The 26,505-nt window shown below is 57.6% G+C and carries 20 protein-coding genes; 5 read left to right on the top strand and 15 right to left on the bottom strand.

All coding sequences use genetic code 11. The features are described 5' to 3' along the window. Positions 1-233 precede the first annotated feature (233 nt). The 3 genes from pepN to QZ869_RS08200 all read left to right on the top strand — a co-directional run bounded on the left by pepN (position 234) and on the right by QZ869_RS08200 (position 5,880). A complete protein-coding gene (pepN, locus tag QZ869_RS08210; protein ID WP_296103897.1) occupies positions 234-2,882 on the top strand; it encodes an aminopeptidase N in 2,649 nt (882 codons plus the stop codon). A 119-nt stretch (positions 2,883-3,001) separates the two neighbouring features. Next, complete coding sequence (locus tag QZ869_RS08205) at positions 3,002-3,301, top strand: carboxymuconolactone decarboxylase family protein (RefSeq protein ID WP_367115323.1); 300 nt, start codon at positions 3,002-3,004, stop codon at positions 3,299-3,301. A gap of 182 nt (positions 3,302-3,483) precedes the next feature. Further along, positions 3,484-5,880 (top strand): PAS domain-containing sensor histidine kinase, encoded by a 2,397-nt coding sequence (locus tag QZ869_RS08200; protein WP_296103895.1) that lies wholly within the window; start codon positions 3,484-3,486, stop codon positions 5,878-5,880. 19 nt (positions 5,881-5,899) lie between these two features. On the opposite strand, the gene QZ869_RS08195 is transcribed toward QZ869_RS08200, so the two are convergent. From QZ869_RS08195 to QZ869_RS08130, 14 genes are all read right to left on the bottom strand, one after another. Beyond that, positions 5,900-7,015: a metallophosphoesterase gene (locus QZ869_RS08195; protein ID WP_296103893.1), complete on the bottom strand. Its 1,116-nt coding sequence runs from the start codon at positions 7,013-7,015 to the stop codon at positions 5,900-5,902. A 149-nt stretch (positions 7,016-7,164) separates the two neighbouring features. After that, complete coding sequence (locus QZ869_RS08190) at positions 7,165-10,140, bottom strand: bifunctional [glutamine synthetase] adenylyltransferase/[glutamine synthetase]-adenylyl-L-tyrosine phosphorylase (RefSeq protein ID WP_296103891.1); 2,976 nt, start codon at positions 10,138-10,140, stop codon at positions 7,165-7,167. A gap of 91 nt (positions 10,141-10,231) precedes the next feature. Next, positions 10,232-11,644, bottom strand: a complete 1,413-nt coding sequence (locus tag QZ869_RS08185) for a HAMP domain-containing sensor histidine kinase (protein ID WP_296036967.1) — start codon at positions 11,642-11,644, stop codon at positions 10,232-10,234. Between the two features lie 2 nt (positions 11,645-11,646). Next, positions 11,647-12,405, bottom strand: coding sequence for a response regulator transcription factor (locus QZ869_RS08180; protein ID WP_296015618.1), 759 nt, complete (start codon positions 12,403-12,405; stop codon positions 11,647-11,649). A gap of 214 nt (positions 12,406-12,619) precedes the next feature. Next, complete coding sequence (locus tag QZ869_RS08175) at positions 12,620-14,170, bottom strand: Do family serine endopeptidase (RefSeq protein ID WP_296036970.1); 1,551 nt, start codon at positions 14,168-14,170, stop codon at positions 12,620-12,622. Between the two features lie 154 nt (positions 14,171-14,324). After that, positions 14,325-14,789: a cytochrome c-type biogenesis protein gene (locus tag QZ869_RS08170; RefSeq protein WP_296103887.1), complete on the bottom strand. Its 465-nt coding sequence runs from the start codon at positions 14,787-14,789 to the stop codon at positions 14,325-14,327. Beyond that, positions 14,786-16,777, bottom strand: coding sequence for a heme lyase CcmF/NrfE family subunit (locus QZ869_RS08165; protein ID WP_296103885.1), 1,992 nt, complete (start codon positions 16,775-16,777; stop codon positions 14,786-14,788). Before QZ869_RS08165 ends, QZ869_RS08170 begins: the two co-directional genes overlap by 4 nt. Continuing rightward, on the bottom strand, positions 16,774-17,241 hold the full coding sequence (gene ccmE / locus QZ869_RS08160; protein ID WP_296103883.1) for a cytochrome c maturation protein CcmE: 468 nt from the start codon (positions 17,239-17,241) through the stop codon (positions 16,774-16,776). Before ccmE ends, QZ869_RS08165 begins: the two co-directional genes overlap by 4 nt. Next, complete coding sequence (gene ccmI, locus QZ869_RS08155; protein ID WP_296103881.1) at positions 17,238-18,383, bottom strand: c-type cytochrome biogenesis protein CcmI; 1,146 nt, start codon at positions 18,381-18,383, stop codon at positions 17,238-17,240. The genes ccmE and ccmI overlap by 4 nt, the downstream gene beginning before the upstream one ends. Before the next feature lie 220 nt (positions 18,384-18,603). Continuing rightward, positions 18,604-19,044, bottom strand: a complete 441-nt coding sequence (locus QZ869_RS08150) for a hypothetical protein (protein ID WP_296103878.1) — start codon at positions 19,042-19,044, stop codon at positions 18,604-18,606. 142 nt (positions 19,045-19,186) lie between these two features. Further along, the gene (locus tag QZ869_RS08145; protein WP_296100843.1) at positions 19,187-20,587 is read right to left on the bottom strand and encodes a HAMP domain-containing sensor histidine kinase; all 1,401 of its coding nucleotides are present in this window, start codon (positions 20,585-20,587) and stop codon (positions 19,187-19,189) included. Continuing rightward, on the bottom strand, positions 20,577-21,248 hold the full coding sequence (locus QZ869_RS08140) for a response regulator transcription factor (RefSeq protein ID WP_296036985.1): 672 nt from the start codon (positions 21,246-21,248) through the stop codon (positions 20,577-20,579). The genes QZ869_RS08145 and QZ869_RS08140 overlap by 11 nt, the downstream gene beginning before the upstream one ends. A gap of 89 nt (positions 21,249-21,337) precedes the next feature. Continuing rightward, entirely contained in the window at positions 21,338-21,607 is a 270-nt protein-coding gene (locus QZ869_RS08135) for a hypothetical protein (protein WP_296015535.1), read from the bottom strand. Positions 21,608-21,935: 328 nt separating this feature from the next. After that, the gene (locus tag QZ869_RS08130; RefSeq protein ID WP_296015537.1) at positions 21,936-22,244 is read right to left on the bottom strand and encodes a Dabb family protein; all 309 of its coding nucleotides are present in this window, start codon (positions 22,242-22,244) and stop codon (positions 21,936-21,938) included. A 746-nt stretch (positions 22,245-22,990) separates the two neighbouring features. Between QZ869_RS08130 and QZ869_RS08125 the strand changes: the two genes are divergently transcribed. Continuing rightward, on the top strand, positions 22,991-24,652 hold the full coding sequence (locus QZ869_RS08125; RefSeq protein WP_296103875.1) for an alpha/beta-hydrolase family protein: 1,662 nt from the start codon (positions 22,991-22,993) through the stop codon (positions 24,650-24,652). A gap of 25 nt (positions 24,653-24,677) precedes the next feature. Here QZ869_RS08125 and QZ869_RS08120 read toward each other — a convergent pair whose 3' ends face one another. Then, a complete protein-coding gene (locus QZ869_RS08120; protein WP_296082464.1) occupies positions 24,678-25,109 on the bottom strand; it encodes an Lrp/AsnC family transcriptional regulator in 432 nt (143 codons plus the stop codon). A gap of 123 nt (positions 25,110-25,232) precedes the next feature. Here QZ869_RS08120 and QZ869_RS08115 point away from each other — a divergent pair, with 123 nt between their 5' ends. Next, positions 25,233-26,333, top strand: a complete 1,101-nt coding sequence (locus tag QZ869_RS08115) for a saccharopine dehydrogenase family protein (protein WP_296036994.1) — start codon at positions 25,233-25,235, stop codon at positions 26,331-26,333. Positions 26,334-26,505 lie beyond the last annotated feature (172 nt).

The following is a 26,505-nucleotide window of genomic DNA, read 5'->3' as shown; positions in this document are numbered from 1 at the left end:
AGATATTCGCTTCCTGCATGGTCACAGCTTCAGTAATCGTTCAACATTTCATGAAATCATGCCTCGATAAGAAATGCCCAGATGCGAGTTAAAGCTTCTGTCTGGCAGTATTTCAGGGATGTTTGTCCCCCGCCTCTCCATGATGGTGAAGCGCATCGGCAAGTTTACTTTCACCCATCATGTCCGCATGATGGACAGGCAGCGGCAGACGCAAGGTTCATTCGGGAATAGTTATGCGAACAGATACGGGTCAGATTGTTCAGTTGGCGGATTATCGCCCAACGGATTTCGTGCTTGAACGGGTTGACCTCACATTCGAACTGGACCCTCAAAATACCAAGGTGGAAGCGCGGCTGATTTTCCACCGGCGCGAGGGTGCCGACAAGGCCGCACCGCTGGTGCTGGATGGTGACGAGCTTACGCTTTCCAGCCTGCTTCTCGACCAGATCGAGATGCCTACGGAGCAATATGACGCCAGACCGGAAAAGCTCACCATTCGCGATCTTCCGGAGAGAGCTCCCTTCGAGATTTGCATTACCAATTACATCAACCCGGAGAGCAACACTCAGTTGATGGGCCTCTATCGCACCAATGGCGTCTATTGTACCCAGTGCGAGGCCGAGGGTTTCCGACGCATTACCTATTTCCCAGACCGTCCCGACGTGCTGGCCCCTTACACCATCACCATCATCGCCGCGAAGGAAGGCAATACCTTTCTACTGTCGAACGGCAATTTCCTCGGCGGCGGCAACTACGACGAAGGGCGCCATTTCGCCGCTTGGTTCGATCCGCATCCGAAACCAAGCTACCTCTTTGCGCTTGTCGCGGGCGATCTCGGTGTGGTCGAAGACAGCTTCACCACCATGTCGGGCCGCGAGGTCGCGCTGAAGATCTATGTCGAGCATGGCAAGGAGCCGCGCGCGGCTTATGCCATGGACGCGCTGAAGCGCTCCATGAAATGGGACGAGGAGCGTTTCGGTCGGGAATACGATCTCGATATCTTCATGATCGTCGCCGTGTCGGATTTCAACATGGGCGCCATGGAGAACAAGGGGCTCAACGTCTTCAATGACAAATACGTTCTGGCCGATCCGGAAACCGCAACCGATGCCGATTATGCCAATATCGAGCGCATCATCGCGCATGAATATTTCCATAACTGGACCGGCAACCGCATTACCTGCCGCGACTGGTTTCAGCTTTGCCTGAAAGAAGGCCTTACCGTCTACCGTGATCAGGAATTTTCTTCCGACATGCGCTCGCGCGCCGTCAAGCGCATTGCCGATGTACGCCACCTGAAGTCTGAGCAGTTTCCCGAAGATGGTGGCCCGCTGGCACATCCGCCACGTCCGGACAAATACCGGGAAATCAACAACTTCTATACGACGACCGTATATGAGAAGGGTGCCGAGATCACCGGCATGATCGCAACGATCCTGGGTGAAGAAGGCTTCCGCAAGGGAACGGATCTCTATTTCGAGCGTCATGACGGCGATGCCGCGACGGTCGAAGATTTCGTAAAGTGCTTCGAGGATGCCTCCGGACGTGATCTGACGCAGTTTTTCCTGTGGTATGTGCAGGCTGGCACGCCACTTGTCAGCGCCTCCACCTCCTATGATACGGCCACAGCCACATTCACACTTTCGCTCGAGCAGACAGTTGCGCCGACACCTGGCCAAAACCTGAAGAAACCGCTGCACATTCCGCTTTCGACCGCCCTCATTCTGGACAACGGCCAGATCGCCACACCGGCAAAGGTAGAGGGCGGCGAATTCAGGGACGGCATCTTGCACCTGACCGAGCGCAGCCAGAGCTTCACATTCTCCGGCATTTCATCGCGCCCGGTCCTGTCATTGAACCGGGGCTTTTCGGCGCCGATCAACCTGCATCTGGAACAATCGTCCGACGACCTGATACAGATTGCCCGTCACGAAACCGATCTCTTCTCCCGCTGGCAGGCACTGACTGCTCTTGCGCTGCCGAACCTGATTGCGGCAACGCAGGCGGTGCGAGCGGGCAACGAAGTGAGCGTCGATCCGGCCTTCATTTCCACACTGATCGAGATCGCAGGCAACGATGAATTCGAGCCGGCCTTCCGCGCCCAGGCCCTCGCCTTGCCAAGCGAGGCGGATGTGGCGCGCGAGATGGGCAAGGACAATGATCCCGACGCCATTCATAAAGCGCGCAACGGTATCATGCGTGCAGTCGCAAAAGCCGGCATCGAGATCTTCAAGAGCCTCTTCTCGACCTATGAGGAGAAAGGCGAGTACTCGCCAGATGCAGAAAGTGCCGGTCGCAGGTCGCTGCGCAATATCGCCATGAGCTATCTGTCCTATGCGGAAGAGACGCCCGACCGCGCCGCGCAGACCTTTGTCAATGCTTCCAATATGACTGACATGGCGCATTCGCTCAGCGTTCTGACACAGCGTTTCCCGGACTCGGCAGAAGCATCCGATGCGCTGGTAGCGTTCGAAACACGCTTTGCCGACAATGCCCTGGTGATGGATAAATGGTTCGCGCTTCAGGCGGCGATTCCGGGTGACGGCGCATTGGCCCGGATTACCTCGCTGATGGCGTCAACGCATTTCATCGCCACCAATCCAAACCGGGTTCGTTCTCTCATCGGCACCTTCGCCTTTGGCAATCCTACGGGCTTCAACCGAGCAGATGGCAAGGCCTATGATTTCCTGGCGGAGCAGATTGTTGCCATCGACAAGCGCAATCCACAACTGGCTGCGCGCATCCTCACCTCAATGCGCTCTTGGCGATCGCTGGAGGCAGTGCGCGCCGATCATGCACGTGAGGCTCTCTCCAAGATCGAACGTAGCGCTGGTTTATCGACTGACGTGCGTGACATCGTCGAACGCATGCTGAAGGGCTAAGGCCGTATCATCATCCATGAGAAAAGGCCGGGTCTCCGGCCTTTTATTGTTTCAGATCAAGAATAAGTACGGCTTCTCCTCGTAATTTCGCCTCATCGACAGGCACGAGGAGAGTGACCATGACCATCAGCCCGGCATTCCAGAGCTTTGCCAAGGAAGCACCACAGCAATACGCAGCCTGGCTTCAGGCCGTTGCCGAACTCGGCAGGGCTTCAGCGCTTGATGCCAAAACCCAGAGCCTGGTCTATATCGGCATCCTGGCCGCCATGCGTTTGGAAGGCGGTCTCGCCTTTCACGTTCAGGAGGCCAAAGCGCATGGCGCCTCGCGAAATGAGATCATCGGCGCTGCTGGCGGGAGTGCCCGCGGTCGGAAACTGCGCCACGCAGGCTCTTCCGCCAGCGCTTCAATCCTTCGATAACGACTGACGTAAGGGTAGCCAAAAGACCCTCTTTGAAGCTTCGAAAAAAAGCGCGAGTCGGTTCAAGGGGTTAAAAATCTTTTAACTTTCAGCTCTGGACAAGCCGAATCGGCTTTGATTCATTAGGGACAGATTCGAGCGGCGGCGCTTCGAATTGACACGAGGGATATCAAGGCGGGACAATGACGAACGTGCGGCGGGCGACTGCGGGCGATGATCGACCGTATGCCAGATTTGCTGAAATGGCGGCGTTGGTTCACAGGGCGGCAGAGGGTCTGTCCTCGATCCGCAGCTTGCCCGGCCTATTGTGGCCGGTCAACAGGCTCGAAACCCTTCTCAAGAGCCTCATTCCCATTCTCATCCTTGCATTTCTGGTGGTGGTTGCCGCATCGCGCATGTTCGGCATCACTGCGGAATATAGCCGTATGGAAAGTGCCGCCCGTCAGGCGACAGCGCTATCGGCTTTGACGGCGCGTGCGGCGCTGTCCGGCGGGGAAAATCTTACTGCGACACAGGACAGAGCGACGGTCGATCGCCGGCTGAACGATCACTTCCCGACAGGGAGCCTGGATGACGACACCGTCGTCCTCGTCGCCGGCATGAACGGCCGTATCTTCAGCGGTGTGGGCATGCGTGCATCTTCCTACGTCGGAACGTCGCTAACGACGCTACTGCCTGAAATTGCCATCGTTCGCCGCTTTCCCGGCGCTCCGGGAACGATCGAAACCGATATCAACACCACCCCGCATTATGCCACCATGCTGCCGCTTGGCCCCGATGGTGGCATGATTATCGCAGCGCACTCTCTAGAGCCCATGCGCACCTTCTGGCGCAGCGAAGTGGCCATGAATGTCACTCTCTTCACCGGCATTTCCGCCATCCTGCTTGTGATCCTCTATGCTTATTACATGCAGGTGAAGCGGGCCCGCACTGCCGATGAGGTTTTTGTGGAGGCCAACCTTCGCGTCGAGACCGCACTTTCACGTGGACGCTGTGGCCTCTGGGATTTCGACCTCGCGACCCGGCGCATGTTCTGGTCCACTTCGCTTTATGAAATCCTTGGCCTGCCTCCAAGAACGGAGCCGCTGTCCTTCAGCGATGCGGCCCGCATGATGCATTCCGAGGACGGCAACCTCTATGAACTGGCACGCTCCGTCGGCTGCGGCGACCTGCGCCAGATCGACCAGATTTTCCGCATGCGCCACACCCATGGGCACTATGTCTGGCTGCGCGCCCGCGCGCAGGTCATTCATACGGCAAACGGTCCGCGCGTTATCGGGATCGCCATGGACGTGACCGAACAGCATCGTCTGGCGCAGCGTTACGCCGAGGCAGATCAGCGTCTTGCCGATGCGATCGAATGCACGTCGGAAGCCTTCGTCCTGTGGGACAAGAACGATCGTCTCGTCATGTGCAACACCCACTTCCAGCAGGCCTATGGTCTGCCGGACAGCGTCCTTGTGCCCGGTACGGAAAGATCGGTCGTCTACAGCGCGGCAGCTCGCCCCATCGTCGAGCGGCGTGTAGCAGACTCCGATCAATCGGGGCTGTCGCGCACGACGGAAGTGCAGCTTGCGGATGAGCGCTGGCTGCAGATTACCGAACGACGCACACGTGATGGCGGCCTCGTTTCGGTCGGCACCGATATCACGCTCCTCAAGCGGCATCAGGATCGTCTTCGCGAATCCGAGCGGCGCCTGATGGCGACCATTGGCGACCTCTCCGCCTCCCGCCATAAGCTTGAACGACAGAAGACAGAGCTGTCAGATGCGAATGCGCTCTACCAGGCCGAAAAGGAACGTGCCGAAGCTGCCAACAAGGCAAAGTCCGAATTCCTTGCCAATATGAGCCATGAACTGCGCACACCCCTCAACGCGATCCTCGGCTTCTCCGAAATTCTGGTTGCGGAAATGTTCGGACCGGTCGGGTCGCCGAAATATAGCGAGTATGCCAGGGACATTCACGACAGCGGCAAGCATCTGCTGAACGTCATCAACGACATTCTCGACATGTCGAAGATCGAGGCAGGCCATATGCGCATCAACCGCGAAAAGGTCGATCTCGCACCACTGGTCGAGGAGACGTTGCGCCTGACAGCCATTCAGGCTGCGCAGAAGAATATCACCATTCAGCAACGCGTCTGCAAGAATATGCATATGAGCGGCGACCGCCGTGCCATGAAGCAGATCATGCTCAACCTCCTGTCCAACGCGGTGAAGTTCACCGATGATGGCGGACGCGTCGAGCTTCGGACCCATATTCACGAAGGCGGACTTATGCTGACCATTGCCGATACGGGTATCGGCATTCCGTCTACCTCGATCGAGAAGATCGGTCAGCCATTCGAACAGGTCCAGAGTCAGTATGCCAAGAGCAAGGGCGGATCAGGTCTTGGACTTGCCATCTCCCGGTCGCTGGTGAGGTTGCATGGCGGCAAGATGAAAATCCGCTCCTGTGAGGGTAAGGGCACGGTTGTGACGATCCTCATCCCGCATGTCCATACCGCGAAGGACGTTCCCTATCTGGCATATCAGGCTAGAAACAAGCTAGAGCTTCTTCGCTCGCACAGACTGAACTGACGCGCCTCTCGGTCGCGCCTCAGCGAGACCTCAAGGTGATGCGGGTCAGTTCGGATGGAACACCGAGCCGGAGCGCAAAGCCTGGCCAAAGCGCCGTGCCGTTATTGACGTAAAGCTTCATTCCATCGACATCGTAGAAGCCCGAGACAAAGCCGTTATTCGGACGAGCAACTACACGATCAAGACCGACGACCATTCCGCCATGGGTATGGCCGGAAAGCTGAAGCGCAACACCCAGTGCTGCATTGTCAGCCGCCTGACGGGGTTGGTGGTCGAGCAGGATAACAGGCGCATCGACTGGTGCGCCTTTCAGCGCAGCCACCGTGTCATGCACGGGAAATGCGGTCCTCGCCGATGAGAGGTCGGTTACGCCAGCGATGACAAGTTTGGCGTTGGCACGCTCGATCACAGCATGGCTGTTGGCAAGAGTGATCATATTCAAGCGCTGATAATAGGCCATCCACTCTTCATAACCGAAGAAGTATTCATGATTTCCGGGAATGGTGTAGACGCCATCACGTGCCTTCAATTCTGCCAAGGGCGCGATATCGCTACTTCTCGCCTCCACCTTTCCGTCGATCAGGTCGCCCGTTATAACGATAAGGTCAGCCTTAAGCGCATTGGTTTTTTCCACCACGGCTTGGGTCCAGAAGGCGGGAAAGAGACGACTGATGTGCAAATCCGTCAACTGGACGATCCTGTAGCCATCGAAAGCCGGATCGAGGCCCGGAACAGAAACCTCGATATCCTTCAACGGCGGCACACGAATGGCCTGGCTTACAGCGAATGCCGATAGACACAAGGCGACAGCAGCCATCCCATAACGTACAGCGGAGGGCACAATCGGAAAATGCCCCTTGAACAGCATCAAGATCAGCGACACGACATCCAACACGATCTGAAAAACTGCGAGCAGGAGCATGAAGCCGAAGAGCAGGTTGAAGCCGATAATCAAAGGCCTCGGAAACTCAGGCGAGAAGACAGAGCCGGAGGAGAGTCGGCTGAAGAGGTGATATTGAGATGCTGCGAGAAGCAGCAGCGCGAGCGCGAGCTTCAAAGGCCAGATCCAAGGCAATGGCAGGATGAAGCGGACAGCAACCACTAGCCATGGAATTCCGAAAATAAGGTGAAACATAAAGACGCTCTCGTTTTAGCTTTCGCCATAAGTGGGGGTGGCGCCTTGATCAATCCAGCCCGGCAAAATCCGTTCCAGTGCCGGGAAACTTATGTGCCCCTCTGGACGTGCGACGGATACAGAGTCGTTTCTGGACCCCTCACTCGGCTTTATGAACTGCCTTTCGCAGTGACCAGTGTGGAAAAAGTCTTGCGGACCGCTTTCGACAGCCGCTTAACCTCACCCTCCAAGGTCGCGATATCAGGGCAATCGCCAGCTCTGCACACGAGATCGACTAACCCAGAGGGGGCTTGCTTTGGATCGAAATCCGTATCGATGCAAAGCCTTATAATCTGCGATAACTCCGTGAAGAGCCGCATCGCCTCAATGCAATCGTCATGCGCCTGCGGCTCCATCGCTTGCGAGGCAATGCGTTTTAGCACGTCGAAAGTGCTCTCTCCCGGCTTGTGCAGCGGCAGATCTTTCGTGGGCGCGACCAGCGTCAGATATTGCGCAATAAACTCCAGATCGACCAGTCCGCCAGGAATGAGCTTGAAGTCCCACGGGCTTCCAGGCGGCTTTTCCTTGTCGATGAGTTGACGCATTTCATGAACGTCGGCGGCAATCGTCGCCACGTCGCGTTTGTGCGACAGGACCGAAGAGATTATCTCCATAGCATCGAAGATTAATGTGGCGTCACCGCAAATGAGGCGGGCTCTGGAGAGCGCCAGATGCTCCCAAGTCCAGGCTTCCTCGCGCTGGTACTTTTCGAATGTGGAAATACGGGTTGCCACCGGCCCCTTGTTGCCCGAGGGTCTGAGACGCATGTCGACCTCGTAGAGCACGCCCTCGGCCGTCGGTGCAGACAGCGCCGCGATCAGCCGTTGGGTCACGCGGGTAAAGTAGCGCACTGCATCGAGTGGCTTTGCACCGTCGGATTCGGTGGCCTCGTCGTGATAATCATATAGCAGGATGAGATCGACGTCCGAACCGGCGGTCAGCTCAAAGGAACCGAGCTTGCCCATGCCGATGACGGCAACGCGACCGCCCGGATAGACGCCATGCGCCGTCTCCATCTCCACGAGTACGGCGTTCAAAGCCGCTTCGATGACAAGATCGGCAAGGTGGGTAAAGGCGCGACCTGCCACCTCTCCGGTGATTGCGCCCGTCAAAAGCCGCACACCGATGAGGAATCGCTGCTCGGCGGCGAAGATGCGCAAGCGGTCGAGGACATCCTCATAATGACGGGCCGGTGCGAGGAAACCTCTCATTCGCTGGGCGAGATAATCGCGTGTCGGTATTTCCGTCATCAGCGCGGGATCGAGCATCCCGTCGAAAACGTGCGGGCGCGCCGCAATGATCTCTGCCAGTCTCGGGGCGGACGACATGATCGTTACCAAGAGAGACAGGAGCGCTGGATTGTTGCCGAGAAGAGAAAACAGCTGGATGCCGGCAGGCAACCCGGAGAGAAAATTATCGAAGCGCAGCAGCGCTTCGTCGGCGCGCTTGCTCTCGCCGAAAGCCTTCAACAGGTCGGGTGTCAGCTCGGTCAGCCTTTCTCGCGCTTCGACCGATTGCGTTGCGCGGTAGCGACCATTGTGCCATGTGCGGATCACACGCGACATATCTTCAGGACGTTCGAAGCCGAGCCGCTCCAGCGTCTTCAATGTGTCGGGATCATCCTTCTGACCCGTGAAAACCAGATTGCCGCTCTCGCCCGAAAGCTTGGTTTCCTGCTCAAAGAGAGCGGAGTATTTCCGCTCCACCAGCCGCAGCACCTCTTCCAGCTTTTCTGAAAATGCCTTGTTATCGGTAAAGCCCAGCATGAAGGCGATGCGCTTCAGTTCGGTTTCCGTATCGGGGAGGATATGCGTCTGCTCATCGCGAACCATCTGAATACGATGCTCGACCTCGCGGAGAAACCAATAGGCATCCGTCAGGCTGTCACGCGTCTCCGCGTCGATCCATTTTGCATCGGTCAGCGCCGCAAGCGCTTCTTCGGTCGAGCGGACACGCAGGGGCGCCATGCGCCCGCCGGCAATCAATTGCTGTGTCTGGGCGAAAAACTCGATTTCCCGGATACCACCACGTCCGAGCTTGACGTTGTGACCTTTCACAGCAATCGCGCCATGGCCCTTATGCGCATGGATTTGTCGTTTGATGGAATGGATATCGGCAATCGCGGCGTAGTCGAGATATTTGCGGAACACGAAAGGGGTCAAGTCACGCAAGAAGCCCTCGCCTGCGTTGATGTCGCCGGCAACGGCTCTTGCCTTAATATAGGCCGCCCGCTCCCAGTTCTGCCCTCTTCCCTCATAGTAGAGCAGCGCCGCATCAACCGGAATGGCAAGCGGCGTTGAGCCGGGATCGGGGCGAAGGCGAAGATCGGTTCGAAACACGTAGCCGTCGGCTGTGCGTTCCTGCATGATGCGGATCAGCCGCCGCATCATGCGTCCGAAGGTTTCCAGCGCATCCAGTGGATCGGGCACAATGCCCGCCATTGGCTCGAAGAAAATGACGGCATCAATGTCGGATGAATAGTTGAGCTCGCGCGCGCCGAGCTTGCCCATGCCAAGCACGATCAGGCCGGACCCTTCACTAGGGTTTTCGGGGCTCTTCAACTTGAGCTTGCCGCTATTGTGGTTGGCAAGAAGAAGGTGGTCGATTGCCGCCGACAGCGTCGCATCGGCCATGTCGCTCAACCATCGTGTCGTATCGCGGGCGGTGAAAATGCGTCCAAGATCGGCAAGTGCGGCAATGAAGGACAGGCGACGTTTGGCAACGCGCAGTGTCGTCATCACCTCCGCCTCGGTCGGGATGGCGCCACCCTCATCCGGTCGCCAGCAATGACGGGCCTGCTCGACCAGTCTGCCGAGCGATGCCTCGACCGGCTCGGAGATGGCAAGTGTCAACAACCCCTCATCGGCGCTCGCTGCGTCGCGCAGATAGGGAGACAGGGTAAAGGCGCTGGCAATAAAATCCTTTAGCGGGCTGTCGCCAGCCATCAATTCGGCGATAGCGGATTCGCGCTTGGCGATATCTCTTAGAGACGAGAAAACGGATTTCAGTTCGTTCTGGGTCAGCGCGCGGACCGTTCCCGACTGCACATCGTCAAGCCGCAATCCGGCTGGTGCCGCATCTGTCATGGTGTCTCCTCCTGCATGTCACCCCTTTAGACGGGCTTAGCCGCTCCCTGAACAGCTGTGCAGTCACCGCCGTCACGGAAAGACACTAACCTTAAGGCTTCGACGCTGGAAAGACCATGGACACGGTCAGGCCGGGCGAGGTTCTATTGTCCGGATCGGTATCGGAAAGACGAAGCGCCCCACCGTGAAGCTCCATCACCGCTTCTACCAGGGACAGGCCCAAGCCTGTACCGGGCTTTGAGCGGCTTTCGTCCAGCCGCACGAAGCGTTTGATCACCTCGCCGCGCTTTTCAGCCGGAACGCCGGGACCGGTATCGGCAACCGAAAGAACGATCCCTTCGTCACTCTGAGCAAGATGAACGGACAGGCGTTTCGGGCCATCATGCCCGCCTGCATATTTAATGGCATTGTCGATCAGATTTGTTAGCGCCTGGCCGATTAGTTCCCGATTTCCCTGCACCACAAGTCCTGGCTCAATAGCTGTGGTCAGCGTCAGACCTTCCTCTTCCGCGACCGGCTCGTAAAGCTCTGCACTGTCTTCGGCGATGGCTGAGACATCCACATCGGTCATCTCAGCGGCGATCGAGCCTGCCTCGACTCGCGAGATCATCAAAAGCGCGTTGAACGTGCGGATCAATTGATCGGATTCAGCAATGATGCCTTCAAGCGCTGCGCGACGCTTGTTTTCATCTTTATCGTCGAGCGCATCTGCCGCCTTGTTGCGCAGACGCGTCAGCGGCGTCTTGAGGTCGTGCGCAATATTGTCGGAAACTTGGCGCAAGCCTTCATTGAGCTTTTCGATGCGGCCAAGCATGGCGTTCAGCGAACCAGAGAGACGATCGAACTCGTCTCCGGAACGACCTTGCGGCAGCCTTTGCGACAGATCGCCCGCCATGATCTTCTTCGTCGCCGCGGACATGCGATCAAGCCGCTTCAGGGCGTTTTGCCCGATCGCGAACCAGATGATGAGCGCGCCGCCCCCCATGATGGCGAGGGCCACCATTAGCGCATTTCGCACCAACAACCTGAACTTCGTGGGTTCTCCCAGGTCGCGTCCGACGAGGATGCGAAGACCATTGTCGAGGACGAAGATATTGGCGGTTGCGAGGTGTTTCACGCTGTCTCCGCTTTCAGAGTAGCGTTCGTAGGTGAAGGGAAAATCCGTCCAGCCTTCGCTGTCGAAAACGCCCGGCTGAACCGAGGCGACGTTACCCGCCAGGATCTCGCCATTGGGACCCGCTATCACATAAAGGCTGGCACCAGGCTGTCGGGCGCGCCGCTCCATCATCCGCAACAGCGGATTGATACCGCCGCGCTCATAAATCCGCTGGACGTCATTGACCTCCTGAAGCACGGCGTCGCGCGTCTGCTGGTTCAAAAGACGCTCGGAAAGCGCGGTGACGTAGAAAACCAAGAAAGCAGCGCAGAGCGCGAAGAGCAGAATATAAAGCGCGGACAGACGGACAGCGGTGGAGCTGAAAAGAAGGCGCAGGCGCGAAGGCATGGCTAGCCTTCATCCTTCATCATATAGCCTGCACCGCGGATGGTCTTCAGCAACGGCTTGTCAAAATCCTTCTCGATCTTCGAGCGGAGCCGCGACACGTGAACGTCGATCACGTTGGTCTGGGGATCAAAGTGATAGTCCCAGACATTTTCCAGGAGCATGGTGCGGGTCACCACCTGACCGGCATTCTTCATCAGATATTCCAGCAGGCGAAACTCACGCGGCTGAAGCAGTATTTCCTTGCCGTTGCGGCGCACGTCATGAGAGAGCCTGTCGAGTTCGAGATCGCCCACACGATAAATCATGTCCTGCTCAGGCTTGCCCTTGCGGCGGCCAAGCACCTCGATGCGGGCGAGCAGTTCATTGAAAGCGTAGGGCTTCGGCAGATAATCGTCGCCACCGGCACGAAGACCCGTCACGCGGTCATCGACCTGACCAAGCGCAGAGAGGATGAGGACTGGCGTCTCTATGCCCTTCTTGCGCAACTCGGATATGACGGAGAGTCCGTCTCGACGCGGTAGCATCCGGTCGATGACCATGACGTCGTAGACATTTTCGCAGCCCATAAACAGACCGCTTTCGCCATCGCTTGCATGATCGACAACAATACCCGCTTCACGAAACGCCTTCGTCATGTAGGCGGCAGCTTCCAGATCATCTTCAATAACAAGTATTTTCATGTGGGGAACATTAACGTCCATATCATTCAGCGCACAACCGGAAAGAGGTTCGCCCGAAACATTATGCAGATGACTTTCCATGGATTGGCTCATAAGGTCCGCCATGACGATGTCTCCTGACTGCTCGGCCTGTCACGCGTTGAAGAGGCGGGCAGTGACTTTGGCCGTGGATGGCCGACATCCGACCACCATAGCTGATCGCAAAACGCCAAGACGCCGAACTCATCGGCGATGTTTTTGTTGTTCTGCGACTAAAAATGAGAGGGGCAAAACGCCCCTCTCCCGTCTTTGCTAATCAGCCCTGATCAATGTCGAGGGCGATGAAGCGGCTGCCCTGTTCGGTTTCGATCTGGAACAGAGCCTTGGTGCGACCGTCCTTCTTGGCTTGCGAAATCACCTTCTCAACATCGGCCGCGGATGCGACCTGCTGGTTGTTGACCGAGGTGATCTTTTCACCGGCCTTCAGGCCACGGGTCGCGGCATCGGAGTCCGGATCGACATCGGTGATGGCAAGGCCATTGCCATCTTCCGCAGGCGCGACCGTCAGGCCGAGGCTGGAGAGAGCCTTCTCGCTGGAGGACTGACCGCCGCGATCGTTGTCGTTTTGACCCTTGGCGCCCGCAGATGCGTCATCGCTTGCAAGATCGCCGAGCGTGACACTGACAGACTGGGACTTACCATTGCGCCACAGCGACAACTCGACCTTGGTGTTGGGTGCCAGCGCACCGATCCGGCGAGACAATTCGCGGGCATCCTTGATCGGATCGCCATTGACCGCGGTGATGATATCACCCTGCTTGATGCCGGCCTTATCACCTGGAGAGCCCGCCTGCGGAGCGACGACCAGAGCACCCTTGGCTTCGGAGAGCCCAAGCGATTCGGCGATATCCTTGCTGACCGGCTGGATCTGGACGCCGAGCCAACCACGCTCGACCTTGCCGTCCTTGATCAGATCCTGAACGACATCCTTGGCAACGGATGCGGGAATGGCGAACGCAATACCGACATTGCCGCCGGAGGGAGAGAAGATCGCGGTATTGATGCCGACCACTTCGCCGTTGAGGTTGAAGGCAGGGCCACCGGAGTTACCACGGTTCACGGCTGCGTCGATCTGCAGGTAGTCGTCATAGGGACCGGAGCCGATATCACGACCGCGGGCCGAGACGATACCAGACGTCACCGTACCTCCGAGACCAAAGGGATTACCAACGGCCACGACCCAATCACCAACGCGAATCTTGCTGTCATCGGCAAACTGCACATAGGTAAACTTGCGATTCACATCGACCTTCAGAACCGCAAGATCGGTGCGGCTATCGCGGCCGATCAACTTGGCATCATATTCGGTACCGTCATTGAGGACCACAGTGTAGGCAGATCCATCGTCAACGACGTGGTTGTTCGTAACGATGTAGCCGTCTTCGGAAATAAAGAAACCAGAGCCCTGAGCGACAGGGCGAAGCGGGCCCTTCCCTTCACGATGGCGGTTCGGACCGCGCTTGTCTTCATTTGCACCCGGACCACCGAATTCCTTGAAGAAGCGCTTCAGCGGGTGATCGTCAGGAAGCTGGTCGAGACCGCGACCGCCGAAGGAAAAGCCGCTGCTGTCGTCAGACACCGGCTCGACATTGGATTTCACACGGACCGAAACGACCGCGGGAGAAACGGCATCAACCACATTGGCAAAGCTCGGCACCTGAGGCGCATTAACCTCGACAGGTGCTGCAAAGGAACGGGCTATCGGGCCGGCGACACCGGTGGTGAGCATCAACGCGGCAAGACCGCCAACGGCGGAAGACTTCAGAACGGTCTTCAACGAGGAGCGTCCGTTTTGCAATTGAGACATGTGATTACCTTCTCTGTTCATCTGACTGGAGCCTCCGAGGGAACCGGAGTAGCGGTGGATGATGAAAGATATAGGGACTTCCACCTTACAACGAAGTGTCTGCAGAATGAAAAAATAGTAATCTTGTCAAAGCCGCCGCATCAGGTGCGCTAGGTCAGCGTTCCAGCAATTGGCGGATGCGCGCCTCTTCATCCGAGGTCAGTTTTTCACCTTCGGCGAGAGCCGCACGACGACGTGAAAAGACGAAGACCGCGACCACGCCGATCAGAAGAAGGCCGATCGGCGCACCCCACAAGACGAGCGTCCGCGCAGTGAAGCGTGGTTTCAGCAGCACGAATTCGCCGTAACGGGAGACGACATAGTTGATGACGGCCTCGTCGCTGTCGTCCTTGACCAGCCGATCCCGAACCAGAAGACGCAGATCGCGAGCAAGCTCCGCATTGCTGTCATCGATCGACTGGTTCTGGCAAACCATGCAGCGCAGTTGTGCGGTGAGGTTGCGCGCGCGCGTTTCAAGTGCGGGGTCGGACAGCACCTCGTCCGGGTTGAAGGCGAAGGCCGGAAAAGCGCTGAAGGCCAGAAGAAAGAGCAACGACACTCTCGCCAGAACCGCCGTCATTCCGCAGCCTCCAGAGCCGCGGCCTTGGCAGGTCTGGCCTTGCGATTGGGCGCGCCGACACGCAGGCGACGGTCAGACAGAGAGATGAACCCTCCAAGCATCATGAAGAGCGCCCCACCCCAGATGCAGAGAATGAAGGGCTTCCACCAGATGCGTACGACGATACCGCCGTCCTGCATGGGGTCGCCAAGAGAGACATAAAGCTGAGACAGGCCGAAGGTCATGATACCGGCTTCGGTCGTCGGCATCCGGCGTGCGGTGTAAAGTCGTTTGGAAGACCAGACATCCGCGACTTCCGCACCGGCCTTGCGAGCGGTGAAGTGACCTCGATCTTCGCTATAGTTCGGACCGACAAAGTGACGAATTCCGTCAAAGGTCAGGCTGTAGCCGCCAGCTTCCACCGCCATGCCATGCTTCATCTCGACGACGGTTTCGGTCTCAAAGGTGGTTACGGTCACAATACCAAGCACCGTAATCCCAAGACCCATATGCGCCAGCGCCGTTCCGAAAGTCGAACGCGGCAGACCCTTCAGTCGGCGCAAAGCGATGCTAAGGGCCAGCTTGCCAAAGTTTGCACGATACCAGAGATCGGCAAGTGCGCCGAAGATCAGCCAGAAGCCTGCGGCAATACCGAGTGCGGCCAGCACCGGCCCGCCATTTTCGATATACCAGAGCGCCAGCCCGGCAAGAGCGGCCAGAGCCGCTGCCACGTAGAGCCGCTGGAAGGCGCCAAGAAGGTCGCCCCGCTTCCAGGCCAACATGGGGCCGAAAGGCGTGACGATCAGGACCGGGATCATCAACAGGCCAAACGTGATATTGAAGAAGGGCGCACCAACGGAGATTTTTTCGCCTGTCAGCGTCTCGAGAACCAGCGGATAGAGCGTGCCGGTCAGCACCGTGGCGGTGGAGACCGTCAGGATCAGGTTGTTGAGAACGAGCGCACCTTCTCGCGAAATCGGCGCGAAAAGACCGCCCGCCTTCAGCGTCGGGGCGCGCCATGCGAAGAGCGAGAAAGCACCGCCGATAAACATCGTCAGGATGCAGAGAATAAAAATACCGCGGCTCGGATCGGTGGCGAAGGCGTGGACAGAGGTCAATACGCCCGAGCGAACAAGGAAGGTGCCAAGCAGCGACAGCGAAAAGGTCATGATCGCAAGCAGCACGGTCCAGATTTTCAGCGCCTCGCGCTTTTCCATGACGAGCGCCGAATGCAAGAGCGCGGTTCCCGCAAGCCAGGGCATGAAGGAGGCGTTTTCGACAGGGTCCCAGAACCACCAGCCGCCCCAGCCGAGTTCGTAGTAGGCCCAGTAAGAGCCCATGGCGATACCGGCGGTCAGAAAGGTCCAGGCAGCAAGGGTCCATGGCCGCACCCAACGCGCCCATGCGGCATCGATGCGTCCTTCCATCAAGGCAGCGACCGCAAAGGAGAAGCAGACGGAAAAGCCCACATAGCCCAGATAAAGCAACGGTGGATGGATGGCGAGACCGAGATCCTGAAGGATGGGGTTCAGATCCTGCCCTTCAGCCGGCACCGGGTCGAGGCGCAGAAAAGGGTTGGACGTCAGAAGGATGAACAACAAGAAAGCCGTACTGATCCAAGCCTGTACCGAAAGCACATTGGCCTTCAGCGTTTCGGGAAGGTTGCGACCATAGACGGCGACGAGCGCGCTGAAAAACACCAGAATCAGCAGCCACAAGAGCATCGAGCCCTCATGGTTTCCCCATACGCCAGTAAGCTTGTAGATCATCGGCATCAGGGAATGCGAGTTCTCGAAGACGTTTTTCAGCGAAAAGTCGGAAATGGCGTAGGCGCGCGTCAGGGCGGCAAAGCTCAAGCCGACCAGAAGGAACATCAGTAGTGAACCGACGGAGGCAACGTCCATCAGCGCGCGATCGTAACGGCGCACGCCGATGACGGGAAGAATCGAAACGACCAAGGACACCGCAAGTGCGAGGATCAGACAGTAATGGCCGATTTCGGTAATCATTTGGTCGCCCCAGTCTTGTTGCCCTCTTCAGTATGCTGCCAGAGACCCTTGTCCTTCAGCCGATCGGCAACTTCTTTCGGCATGTAGTTCTCGTCATGCTTAGCCAGTACGCTGTCGGCCATGAAGGCATGAGTTGCGGCATCGAACACACCTTCCGTTACAACGCCTTGGCCTTCGCGAAAGAGGTCTGGCAGAATACCCGTATAGCTGACCGGGACGCTTCCCGTTCCATCCGTCACGGTGAAGCCCACCGTGCGGCCTTCGCCGCGTTTCACCGAACCTTCGGCAACCAGCCCACCTAGACGGATGCGGGTTCCGGGAGCGACAGCATTCTTTTGAAGATCGGCAGGCATGTAGAAGTAAGCGATGGACTGACCAAAGGCAAACATCACAAGAAACACGGCAAGCATGATGAAGCTCACGCCCCCGCCGATAATGGCCAATCGTTTCTGCTTGCGTGTCATTGGGTCGCTCCATCGGCATTAATACCGAGCTGCTGTGCCAGCGCCAGAAGCTTCTTGCCCTGCTCACCACCGGGCGGGAAAGCTTTCAGGCCGTTGCGCAGCGCTTCCTTCGCCTTGTCTTCATTATTCAGCATGGCATAGGAGCGCACGAGCCTCATCCAGCCCTCGAAATTATCGGGCTGTTGTCTAAGCTTGCCATCCAAGCTTTCCACCATGCCGGAGATCATCGCCTGGCGATCCTCGGGCGACATGGTATTGGCCGCCTCGATATCCTCTGCCGTCGGGTTTGCGGGCGCTTCAGGCTTTTGCGCGGCAGCAATTGCAGCATCGCCGCCCGTTGCCTTCAAATGAGCCTGAACCAGCGCAATCCACGGCGCACCTGCCGGAGATGTCTGCAGGATTTTGGCAAAGGCATCGCGTGCTTCATCCATCTTGCCAGCCTGCTCCAACGCCAGCGCCAAATAGAACTGCGCCCGGGGATTGCCCGGACGCATCCTCTCCGCATCGGCGAAGGCAGACTGCGCCTCGTCGGTGACGATGCCCTGACTGGACGTCACCAGCGTTTCGCCAAGGCCGGTCAGTCGCTGAGCATTTTCCCCCAGAATACGGATCGCATTCCGGTAGGCCATTTCGGCATCGGCAAATCGCATCGTCTTGAAGTAGATTGGTGCCAGCACGTCCCATCCAGCACCATCCTGCGGGTTTTGCGCCAGGTGTCGTTCAGCCTTGGCGATCAAAAGGTTCATATCGTTGCCGGGGTTTTCCAGGCGTGCTTCCAGCGGCATGTCCGGGCGGTTCGGACTGCCCATCCACAAGTATAGGCAGAGGCCTGTGAGCGGTATCAGCGCGGTGACAATGGTCGCAATCACATTGTGGCGGCGTGCCGTCGAAGTGCCATCGGGCTGGTTTGGTCCAGAAGCAACGGCCAGTAGCCGGCGTCCAATCTCAGCACGCGCATAATCTGCCTCCGTTTCACCAATCAGGCCGGACGCACGCTCTCGCTCAAGTTCCGCCAACTGATCGCGATAGACAGCAACCTCGCCCTGCCGATCGGCAATGGCGGCCTGCCTGCTGCGCATCAGCGGATGTGTGAGAACGATGGCGACAGCCGCCGTCAGTATGGCAACGAGAATCCAGAACATTCCCAATCAACTACTCGAATGCGCGTTGCTTTGAAACACGTCGCAACAGGATGACACGAATTTGAGGCCATCGGCCGCGCGACTTTCTCTCATAGGAAGACCTACGCCTTCCTTGACGCAAGTCAAATGGAAGAATGTCGATCACGAGGAGAATTGGCCGCAACCAAGACGGGAGTGACACTATGCCATTCAAAGCGGCGCCGGACGTTTCGCCACGTCCTCAAGTCAGCGGCGTCCATGTCCCGTCTGCGTTACGACACGCTGCACCGCGCACCTTCGCTTCGCGGCCATTATCCGTGATGGTATGGGAATATTGGCGGCAATTCTGATTGCCCACCTGATAGGGCGCATTGGCGACGACTTCACCCTTGGCGCTGCCGCTCCAGGTCACCGCCTGCCCGCCGGGCGCTGTTTCAAGAGCGCGATATTCCGCTTCCAAGGCCTTGTTGTAATCGCCTCTGCTCAATTGAATTCCACTGCGCGACACGATCCCGCCCTGAAGGCTGGAAATGTAGGAAACGGACGCAGAGGAACCTCCGCCGAAGAGACCCGTGCCGCCTGCGCCGCCGCGGGTATTGGATGTTGCGCAGGAGCTCAAGACGGAAACGACGACCAGCGACAGCACGGCAGACCCTGCCGTGCGAGCCCTTGCTGACCTCATACCTGAACTGCACTTCGCTTCGATCAAAATACCACTCCTTGACAACTCGACGCATGAACCTGTCGGTCACGGCACAGAACCGCGCCTGATCAGGCAGGTTTTAACGTTCTTTCAGTTTGAATTAATTGCCTTTTCCCATGCCTTAAGCAAGTTCTTTCGAAAGGCCCGGCAAAAGCAGCGCGGCCTTCAATCCGCCGAGTTCGCTTCGCGACAAGGCAAACTTGCCATGATATTCGGAAACTACCTCGCTGACGATGGAAAGGCCAAGGCCTGTACCGGGTCGGCTTTCATCGAGCCTTCTGCCACGCTTGAGCGCTTCGGTAATCTGGTCGGGCTCAAGACCGGGACCATCATCTTCGACCGTCAGTTCTACCCAGGCGCGACGGGTAATGTCCGGATCGGATGATGTGTGACTTCCGGTCGTCATACGCACGACGACGCGCTTGTTGGCAAACCGTGCCGCATTTTCGAGAAGATTGCCGACGACTTCTTCCAGATCCTGCTGCTCCATGGCGAGAAGGACACCGGGCTGGTGTAGATCGAGTTCGAATATTTTATCGGGATTGAGACGCCGCATTACACGGATCAGACGCTCCAGCGCCGGCTCTGCTTCGGCGCGCGCCAGAATCGAGCCACGCTGTGCGGCGATGCGGGCTCGCGAAAGATAGGACTGAACCTGCGCCTGCATGGCATCGGCTTGCGCTCGCACCAGATCGCCATGCTGGCTGTCCAGCGTGCGCGCCTCGTTCAACAAGACTGCAATCGGCGTCTTCAATGAATGCGCGAGATTGCCGACCTGCATGCGCGCGCGCTCGACGATACGCCGGTTGCTTTCGATCAGCGCATTGACCTCATGGGCGAGTGGTTGAATTTCCCGGGGGAACTCACCCTCGAGCCGCTCCGCCTCGCCACCGCGTATCTTGCCGAGCGCCACGCGCGCGTGGTCCAGCGGGCGGAGACTATAGAGGATGGCAAGGCCATTAACGACGAGACTGCCGACGCCGAAGACGGCGAGCGCCAGATAAAGGCTATTGGAAAAATCCCGCACGTCGTCTTCCACGACGTTCAGATTGCCGGTCACGCGAAACCGTGCCGCCCTGCCCTCTCCATCCAGCACGACCTCGGTTTCGGCCACCTGAATGCGATTTCCGGCCTGATCGGTCAGCGTGTAATAGCGCTCGTAGCGGTTATCGAAGGGAACATCGAGAATGCTGGGAACTGCAAGCTTGGACACACCCAGCGAAGAAGAGACCAACTGCGCTGTCTGGAAGTTGCCGAGGGGTTCAACAACCCAGTACCAGCCGGTGTCGGGCTGGGAGAAACGCAGATCGCCAAGCTGAGGGCTGCCCGCAAGCGTGTTGTCATTGGAAATCGTCACGGAATTGATGACGTTGTAAAGCTGGGCGCGCAACAGATCTGTAAAGCTGCGCTCGACGCCCTGGCGATAGAGCGTCGAAATCACCACTGCGATCACCACCAGCGCCAGCACGGACCATGCCGACGCCAGCAACAGAACGCGGGCGGTGAGTGAATTACTTCGCATCTTGCGGCGCTTGCATCCGGTAGCCGAGGCCACGAATGGTCTCGATCAGATCGACCCCGAGCTTCTTGCGCAGTCGACCAACAAAGACTTCGATCGTGTTGGAATCCCGATCGAAATCCTGATCGTACATATGTTCGACGAGTTCGGTCCGCGATACGACCTCACCCATGTGATGCATGAGATAAGACAGCAGACGGAATTCGTGGGAGGTGAGTTTCAAAGTTACGCCGTTGACCGTTGCCTTGGAGGACTTCGTATCGAGCCTCACAGGGCCGCAGACAATCTCGGAGGACGCATGGCCAGCGGCGCGGCGAATCAAAGCGCGCACGCGGGCAAGAACCTCCTCCACATGGAAAGGCTTTGTCACGTAATCGTCCGCGCCCGCATCTATACCGGCGACCTTATCGCTCCAGCGGTCACGTGCGGTCAGGATCAGAACAGGCATCGACTTGCCGGACGAACGCCATTTTTCGACGACGGTGATGCCGTCCATCTGCGGCAGGCCGATATCGAGGACGATTGCGTCATAGGGCTCCGTATCGCCGAGATAATGCCCTTCCTCGCCGTCGAAAGCCTGATCGACCACATACCCCGCCTCTTTCAGCGCGTCGGTCAATTGACGGTTCAGGTTGGTATCGTCCTCGACCACGAGAATGCGCATCGTCTGCCCCTTTTTCAGTCCAACCGGCAGCGGGCCGGCATTCGAAACATGTCTACAGGAGATGTACGGAGATTTAGGCCGGGATTCAACTACATAGGTACGCGCATCGTCACCTTGCGCGGACGTTCGCCATTGCCCTGCACCAGCACCGTGACCACGCAGGACTGACCATCGCCGGACGGATAGACGGAAAGAAGCTGACCGCCAGTTTCACGGACGACGCGGGAAACAGCGCCGGTACAATCGCTGGCAACGCGCACGATCGGCGCTTCGACGGCACCGGCCCGCAAATCCACTTGCGGCGCGGGGAAGCCGGATAGTCCAGCCGCAAGCGTCGCAATGATGAGAGGAGATGCCATTTGCAAAAACTTCCACAAAAAGTCGGATGCACGTCAAATAGTTTGTTGCCGCAATATTTAGCTCAAAGCGCCTGAATGGCAAATGAATGTGGTCTTTTGCTGCGGTTCAAGCTGGGCACGGCCGCAGCCTTACAATGGCAAACCGCGCATCGGTCAGTCAGAAATGGATGACGAGAGTGACGCATCCGCTCCACTGGCCTCTAGCCCCGTTTCCGACGCGCTTTGCCCCTTCCTTGAATCTTTTGAATCGTTTGAACGAAAAACCTGCCGAGCAGCTTTCGGCCGTTAAGGCGACGACTGAGGAAAGCAAAAGGCTTGTCTCACCCGCCTAGATGATTGGCGCCTTGACGGCTTTGTCGGCGTCGAAGTCAGCGGCAACCCGAGTATCGCGCAGCGGTTTCACGGTGTTGGTGGAAAGCTCATAGGCGGGGTCGGCCTTATAAGCAGCCAGTGCATTTTCACTTTCGAATTCGCCATAGACGATGAAATCCACCGAATTCCCCCACTGATCTTTCTTGACGTTCTCGCCAATCTCCAGTTTCGAGGCATGCGAGATCGCAGTCAGGCCGGACAGGCCTTTGCGCACGGCATCACGGTTAGCTTCCGGTACAGTGAAGAAGACGATGTGGCGGATCATGAATGTGCACCTGTCATTGAACACGTCGCGACAAATTTAAAGGGACCGCCTATCACCCTGTGGCGACGCGTTCAATCAGCTAGCCAGCGACTAACCACGCGTGTTCATCAAAATGATGTGCCGATCCGGTTGTCCGGACCGCAAGGAAGGCGCCTCTGCCGCTTTTTAGAGTGTTTAAGTGGGCACATAACACTTGGATAGGCGCAAGAATCATCGCCCGCAAAAGCTCATGAAGCGCCTGGAAAATGCAACTGCAGGCAAGTGACGGATTTTTCCCCGCTCGGAGCGTCACACTTAAATCGATTTGAAAAAATCTTAATCGATTTTAATAGCTACGAACCGATTTAAGGAAAAATTTTTGCTTGAATCCCGGAACCTCTCACCCTCTTACTTGGTTTCAGAGCCCGCAAATGGAGCTGCATCAACCAGTCAGGAGGAATGCCATGACAGCGACAATTCCCCAAAATATTTACGACCGCCTCGAGAGCGAGTGGCGGCAGATGCGCGAAGGCGGAAGTCAGCCAAAGCCTTCACAGTCTCCAAAGAAGTGATTGCCGCATACACGCCATGATGGCGGTTTCCGGCATGTGAGAACAGCCCGTGATGTGACGAAAGTCCATCGCGGGCTTTTTTACTCTGTGATTTCTTTCCTAGCTGTAAAGCCCGAACTGGATTGACCATCGCGCAGTCGCGATGCTTCAGTTAAATTTAGAACGCTCAGCCAGAATCATGGGAGGAGTCGCTGCTTGCGATGGATCAGGCGCTTTCTCGGACCGCTCTCCAGTACTGGTGTCGTTTTCGGCACGCTGCTGTTCTGCGCGTCGCTCACCCCTTCGCTTCTGCCGCGTACCTTCATCATGCAGGGCGTGCTTTGCGGATTTTCCTTTGCAATCGGGTATCTGATCGGCATCCTGCTGAAGACGATTTACGTCTATCTTGAGTTGCCGCAACCCTCCAGGCATGATCGGCGCGGCATCCGCTTTGTCTTGTCGCTTGCCGCTATCGTTTCCGCAATCGGTTTTCTCTGGCAGGCGGGGCGTTGGCAAAACTCCATCCGTCTGCTGATGGAAATGAGCCCGCTGGACAGCAGTCACCCCATCAGAACCGGAGCGGTCGCGGTGGCCGTTGCCGCTATTCTGATTGGCTTCGGGCGGCTTTTCCAACTGGTGCGCCTTTTGCTAGCGCTGCGCAGTCGACGCTTTCTTCCGCGCAGGCTGGCCAATGTCGTAAGCGCGATTGCGGCACTAGTGCTCGGCTGGATGGTGCTGAACGGCCTGATTTTCGATATCGGACTGCGCTTTGCCGATAGCTCGCTGAAGCAGGTGGACAGCCTTATCGAGCCCGACGTCCCCAAGCCGACCGACCAGCTGAAAACCGGCAGCGATGGCTCGTTGATGACGTGGCAGTCTCTCGGCCGTCGCGGACGGGAGTTCGTTGCCACCGGCCCCACCGCGCAGCAGATCGCCAGCTTCACGGGCCGTCCCGCTCTTGAGCCGATCAGGGTCTATGCCGGCCTCAACTCGGCAGATACGCCGGCAGAACGGGCAAAGCTTGCACTCGACGAGTTGAAACGAACGGGCGCGTTTCAGCGTCAAACGCTGCTCGTCGTGGTACCGACCGGCACGGGCTGGATCGATCCGGAAGCTCTGGATACGGTCGAGTATCTGCACAATGGCGACATAGCCAGCGTTGCGGTCCAATATTCCTATCTGTCCAGCTGGATCGCCCTTCTGACGGAGCCGGATTATGGCGTCGAGACGGCGCGAGCTCTTTTCGAAGAGGTCTATGGCTATTGGACGACGCTTCCCAAGGACACGCGGCCAAAGCTCTATCTTCACGGGCTTAGCCTTGGTGCGTTGAACAGCCAGAAATCGTCAGATCTTTATGATGTGCTGGCGGATCCGTTTCAGGGCGCGCTGTGGAGCGGGCCACCCTTCGCAAGTCCTATATGGCGCATGGCGACCAATGGGCGCGTCGATGGAACACCCCAATGGCTGCCTCGATTCCGCGATTCGTCCGTCATTCGCTTCGCCGATCAGTATCAAACCGCCAAAATGCCGAATGCGTCCTGGGGGCCGATGCGGATCGTGTATCTGCAATATGCCAGCGATCCGATCACGTTCTTTGAGACGTCATCCCTGTATAGTCGTCCCGAGTGGATGAACCAGCCTCGAGGGCGCGATATCTCCTCATCGTTCCGCTGGTTTCCGCTCGTCACCTTTCTGCAGTTGACGCTTGACGTGGCCGCAGCGACGACCGCACCGATCGGCTACGGTCACGTCTATGCGCCGGAACATTACATCGACGCATGGATGGAGGTGACCACTCCGCAGGGCTGGAGCGAAAATGAACTTCAGCGGCTGAAGATGTTCTTCAAGGCACAGAGAGGAAGCCTCGATCAGGCGTGAGGTGATCGTCGACGAAAAGGGCGTCTTACCGAGAAATCCGCGTGGATAGAATGATCGACGAGAGGGTGCGCTCAACTCCGTCCAATGCTCCGATCTTGTCGATCAAACCGTCAAGTTCCGCAATGGAGGGGGCGGCAAGGATGGCAATAAGGTCAAAGCTGCCGCTGACGGAGTGCAGTGTCGTCACCTCCTTGATGGCAGACAGCGACATCGTCACCGCTGCCAACGCCTTTGGGGCGATGGTGATCAGCACATGGGCGCGCACAAGCCCGGACAGATAGTTTTCGGAGAGCCTGAGGCCATAGCCGGCGATTACCCCTTCTGCTTCCAACCGCTCAAGCCGCGCTTGTACCGTCGTTCGCGAAAGGCCGAGCTTGCGCGCCAATTCCGCTACTGGCATGCGGGCATTGCTTCCCAGCAAAGATAGAAGAGCGCGATCCTTGTCGGAGATGGTCATAATGCCTGTTTCCTTCGGCGTTATGTCTAAACTTACACATCTATCTGATCGAAATAAAGCTACGAATCAACCGCGAGCAACGGCATTCTGTTACCTCAATACATAATCTCAAGGGGACGGATCATGAAACACATCGTTGTAGTGGGCGCTGGCAATATCGGCTCTGCCATTTCCTGGATGCTGGCGGTGACAGGCGATTACCGCGTCACCGTTGCCGATCGTGCGGTCGAGCAGCTATCCAATGTTCCGACGCATGAGCGGATCGATACGGAAGTGGTGGACATTACCGATCGGCTGAGCCTTCAGGCTCTGTTGAAGGACAAGTTTGCCGTCCTGTCCGCAGCGCCCTTCCACCTGACCGCAGGTATTGCAGAAGCTGCGGTTGCGGTTGGTACGCATTATCTCGATCTTACCGAAGATGTCGAATCCACTCGCAAGGTGAAGAAACTCGCCGAGACATCGGAAGTGGCGCTCATCCCACAGTGCGGCTTGGCACCCGGCTTCATTTCTATTGTCGCTGCCGACTTGGCCGCTCGCTTCGACAAGCTGGACAGTGTGCGCATGCGCGTTGGCGCCCTGCCGCAATATCCGTCCAACGCCTTGAACTACAACCTTACCTGGAGCACGGACGGCCTGATCAACGAATATATCGAGCCTTGCGAAGCCATCGTCGAGGGTCGTCTTACAGCCGTTCCGGCTTTGGAAGAGCGAGAGGAATTCTCACTCGACGGCGTTACCTACGAGGCCTTCAACACATCCGGAGGTTTGGGAACGCTGGCTGCCACGCTGGAAGGCAAGGTGCGCACCATGAACTACCGAACCATCCGCTATCCTGGTCACGTGGCAATCATGAAGGCGCTTCTCAATGATCTCAACTTGCGCAACCGTCGCGACGTGCTGAAGGATCTGTTCGAAAACGCGCTCCCTGCCACGATGCAAGATGTGGTCATCGTGTTCGTCACCGTGTGCGGGACGCGCAACGGTCGCTTCATGCAGGAAACCTATGCCAACAAAGTCTATGCCAGCCCGATCTCCGGCCGCATGATGAGCGCAATCCAGATCACCACGGCAGCTGGTATCTGCACCGTCCTCGACCTCCTGGCCGATGGCAAATTGCCGCTTCGCGGCTTTGTCAGGCAGGAAGATGTGGCTCTGGATGCGTTTTTGAGCAACCGCTTCGGCCAGCATTACGTGCCTCGTGAAGGCTTGGCGAAAGTCGGCTGATACGGTTCTTCTCGCAACGAGCGTGTCGCAGTCTTCCAGCTTCGCTCACGGTTTAGACATGTAAGGCTGGCGTCATTTTTATGAATGTTACGCCAGCCCGCCGACTGTATTTGATACAACCGTCGTTGCTTAACGAAAAGCAAAAGCCGACCCGAGGGCCGGCTTTCAATTT

Origin of the sequence: uncultured Agrobacterium sp. (genome assembly GCF_913777885.1) — a bacterium.
Taxonomy (GTDB): domain Bacteria; phylum Pseudomonadota; class Alphaproteobacteria; order Rhizobiales; family Rhizobiaceae; genus Agrobacterium.
Note: the sequence above shows the minus strand (reverse complement) of the source record. Positions and strands in the feature narration are given on the sequence as shown.

What these genes read in the sequence shown, in the direction of transcription:
- pepN (WP_296103897.1), top strand. Translation starts at nt 234, where the DNA reads ATGCGAACAGATACGGGTCAGATTGTTCAGTTGGCGGATTATCGCCCA.
- QZ869_RS08205 (WP_367115323.1), top strand. Translation starts at nt 3,002, where the DNA reads ATGACCATCAGCCCGGCATTCCAGAGCTTTGCCAAGGAAGCACCACAG.
- QZ869_RS08200 (WP_296103895.1), top strand. Translation starts at nt 3,484, where the DNA reads ATGACGAACGTGCGGCGGGCGACTGCGGGCGATGATCGACCGTATGCC.
- QZ869_RS08195 (WP_296103893.1), bottom strand. Translation starts at nt 7,015, where the DNA reads ATGTTTCACCTTATTTTCGGAATTCCATGGCTAGTGGTTGCTGTCCGC.
- QZ869_RS08190 (WP_296103891.1), bottom strand. Translation starts at nt 10,140, where the DNA reads ATGACAGATGCGGCACCAGCCGGATTGCGGCTTGACGATGTGCAGTCG.
- QZ869_RS08185 (WP_296036967.1), bottom strand. Translation starts at nt 11,644, where the DNA reads ATGCCTTCGCGCCTGCGCCTTCTTTTCAGCTCCACCGCTGTCCGTCTG.
- QZ869_RS08180 (WP_296015618.1), bottom strand. Translation starts at nt 12,405, where the DNA reads ATGGAAAGTCATCTGCATAATGTTTCGGGCGAACCTCTTTCCGGTTGT.
- QZ869_RS08175 (WP_296036970.1), bottom strand. Translation starts at nt 14,170, where the DNA reads ATGTCTCAATTGCAAAACGGACGCTCCTCGTTGAAGACCGTTCTGAAG.
- QZ869_RS08170 (WP_296103887.1), bottom strand. Translation starts at nt 14,789, where the DNA reads ATGACGGCGGTTCTGGCGAGAGTGTCGTTGCTCTTTCTTCTGGCCTTC.
- QZ869_RS08165 (WP_296103885.1), bottom strand. Translation starts at nt 16,777, where the DNA reads ATGATTACCGAAATCGGCCATTACTGTCTGATCCTCGCACTTGCGGTG.
- ccmE (WP_296103883.1), bottom strand. Translation starts at nt 17,241, where the DNA reads ATGACACGCAAGCAGAAACGATTGGCCATTATCGGCGGGGGCGTGAGC.
- ccmI (WP_296103881.1), bottom strand. Translation starts at nt 18,383, where the DNA reads ATGTTCTGGATTCTCGTTGCCATACTGACGGCGGCTGTCGCCATCGTT.
- QZ869_RS08150 (WP_296103878.1), bottom strand. Translation starts at nt 19,044, where the DNA reads ATGAGGTCAGCAAGGGCTCGCACGGCAGGGTCTGCCGTGCTGTCGCTG.
- QZ869_RS08145 (WP_296100843.1), bottom strand. Translation starts at nt 20,587, where the DNA reads ATGCGAAGTAATTCACTCACCGCCCGCGTTCTGTTGCTGGCGTCGGCA.
- QZ869_RS08140 (WP_296036985.1), bottom strand. Translation starts at nt 21,248, where the DNA reads ATGCGCATTCTCGTGGTCGAGGACGATACCAACCTGAACCGTCAATTG.
- QZ869_RS08135 (WP_296015535.1), bottom strand. Translation starts at nt 21,607, where the DNA reads ATGGCATCTCCTCTCATCATTGCGACGCTTGCGGCTGGACTATCCGGC.
- QZ869_RS08130 (WP_296015537.1), bottom strand. Translation starts at nt 22,244, where the DNA reads ATGATCCGCCACATCGTCTTCTTCACTGTACCGGAAGCTAACCGTGAT.
- QZ869_RS08120 (WP_296082464.1), bottom strand. Translation starts at nt 25,109, where the DNA reads ATGACCATCTCCGACAAGGATCGCGCTCTTCTATCTTTGCTGGGAAGC.
- QZ869_RS08115 (WP_296036994.1), top strand. Translation starts at nt 25,233, where the DNA reads ATGAAACACATCGTTGTAGTGGGCGCTGGCAATATCGGCTCTGCCATT.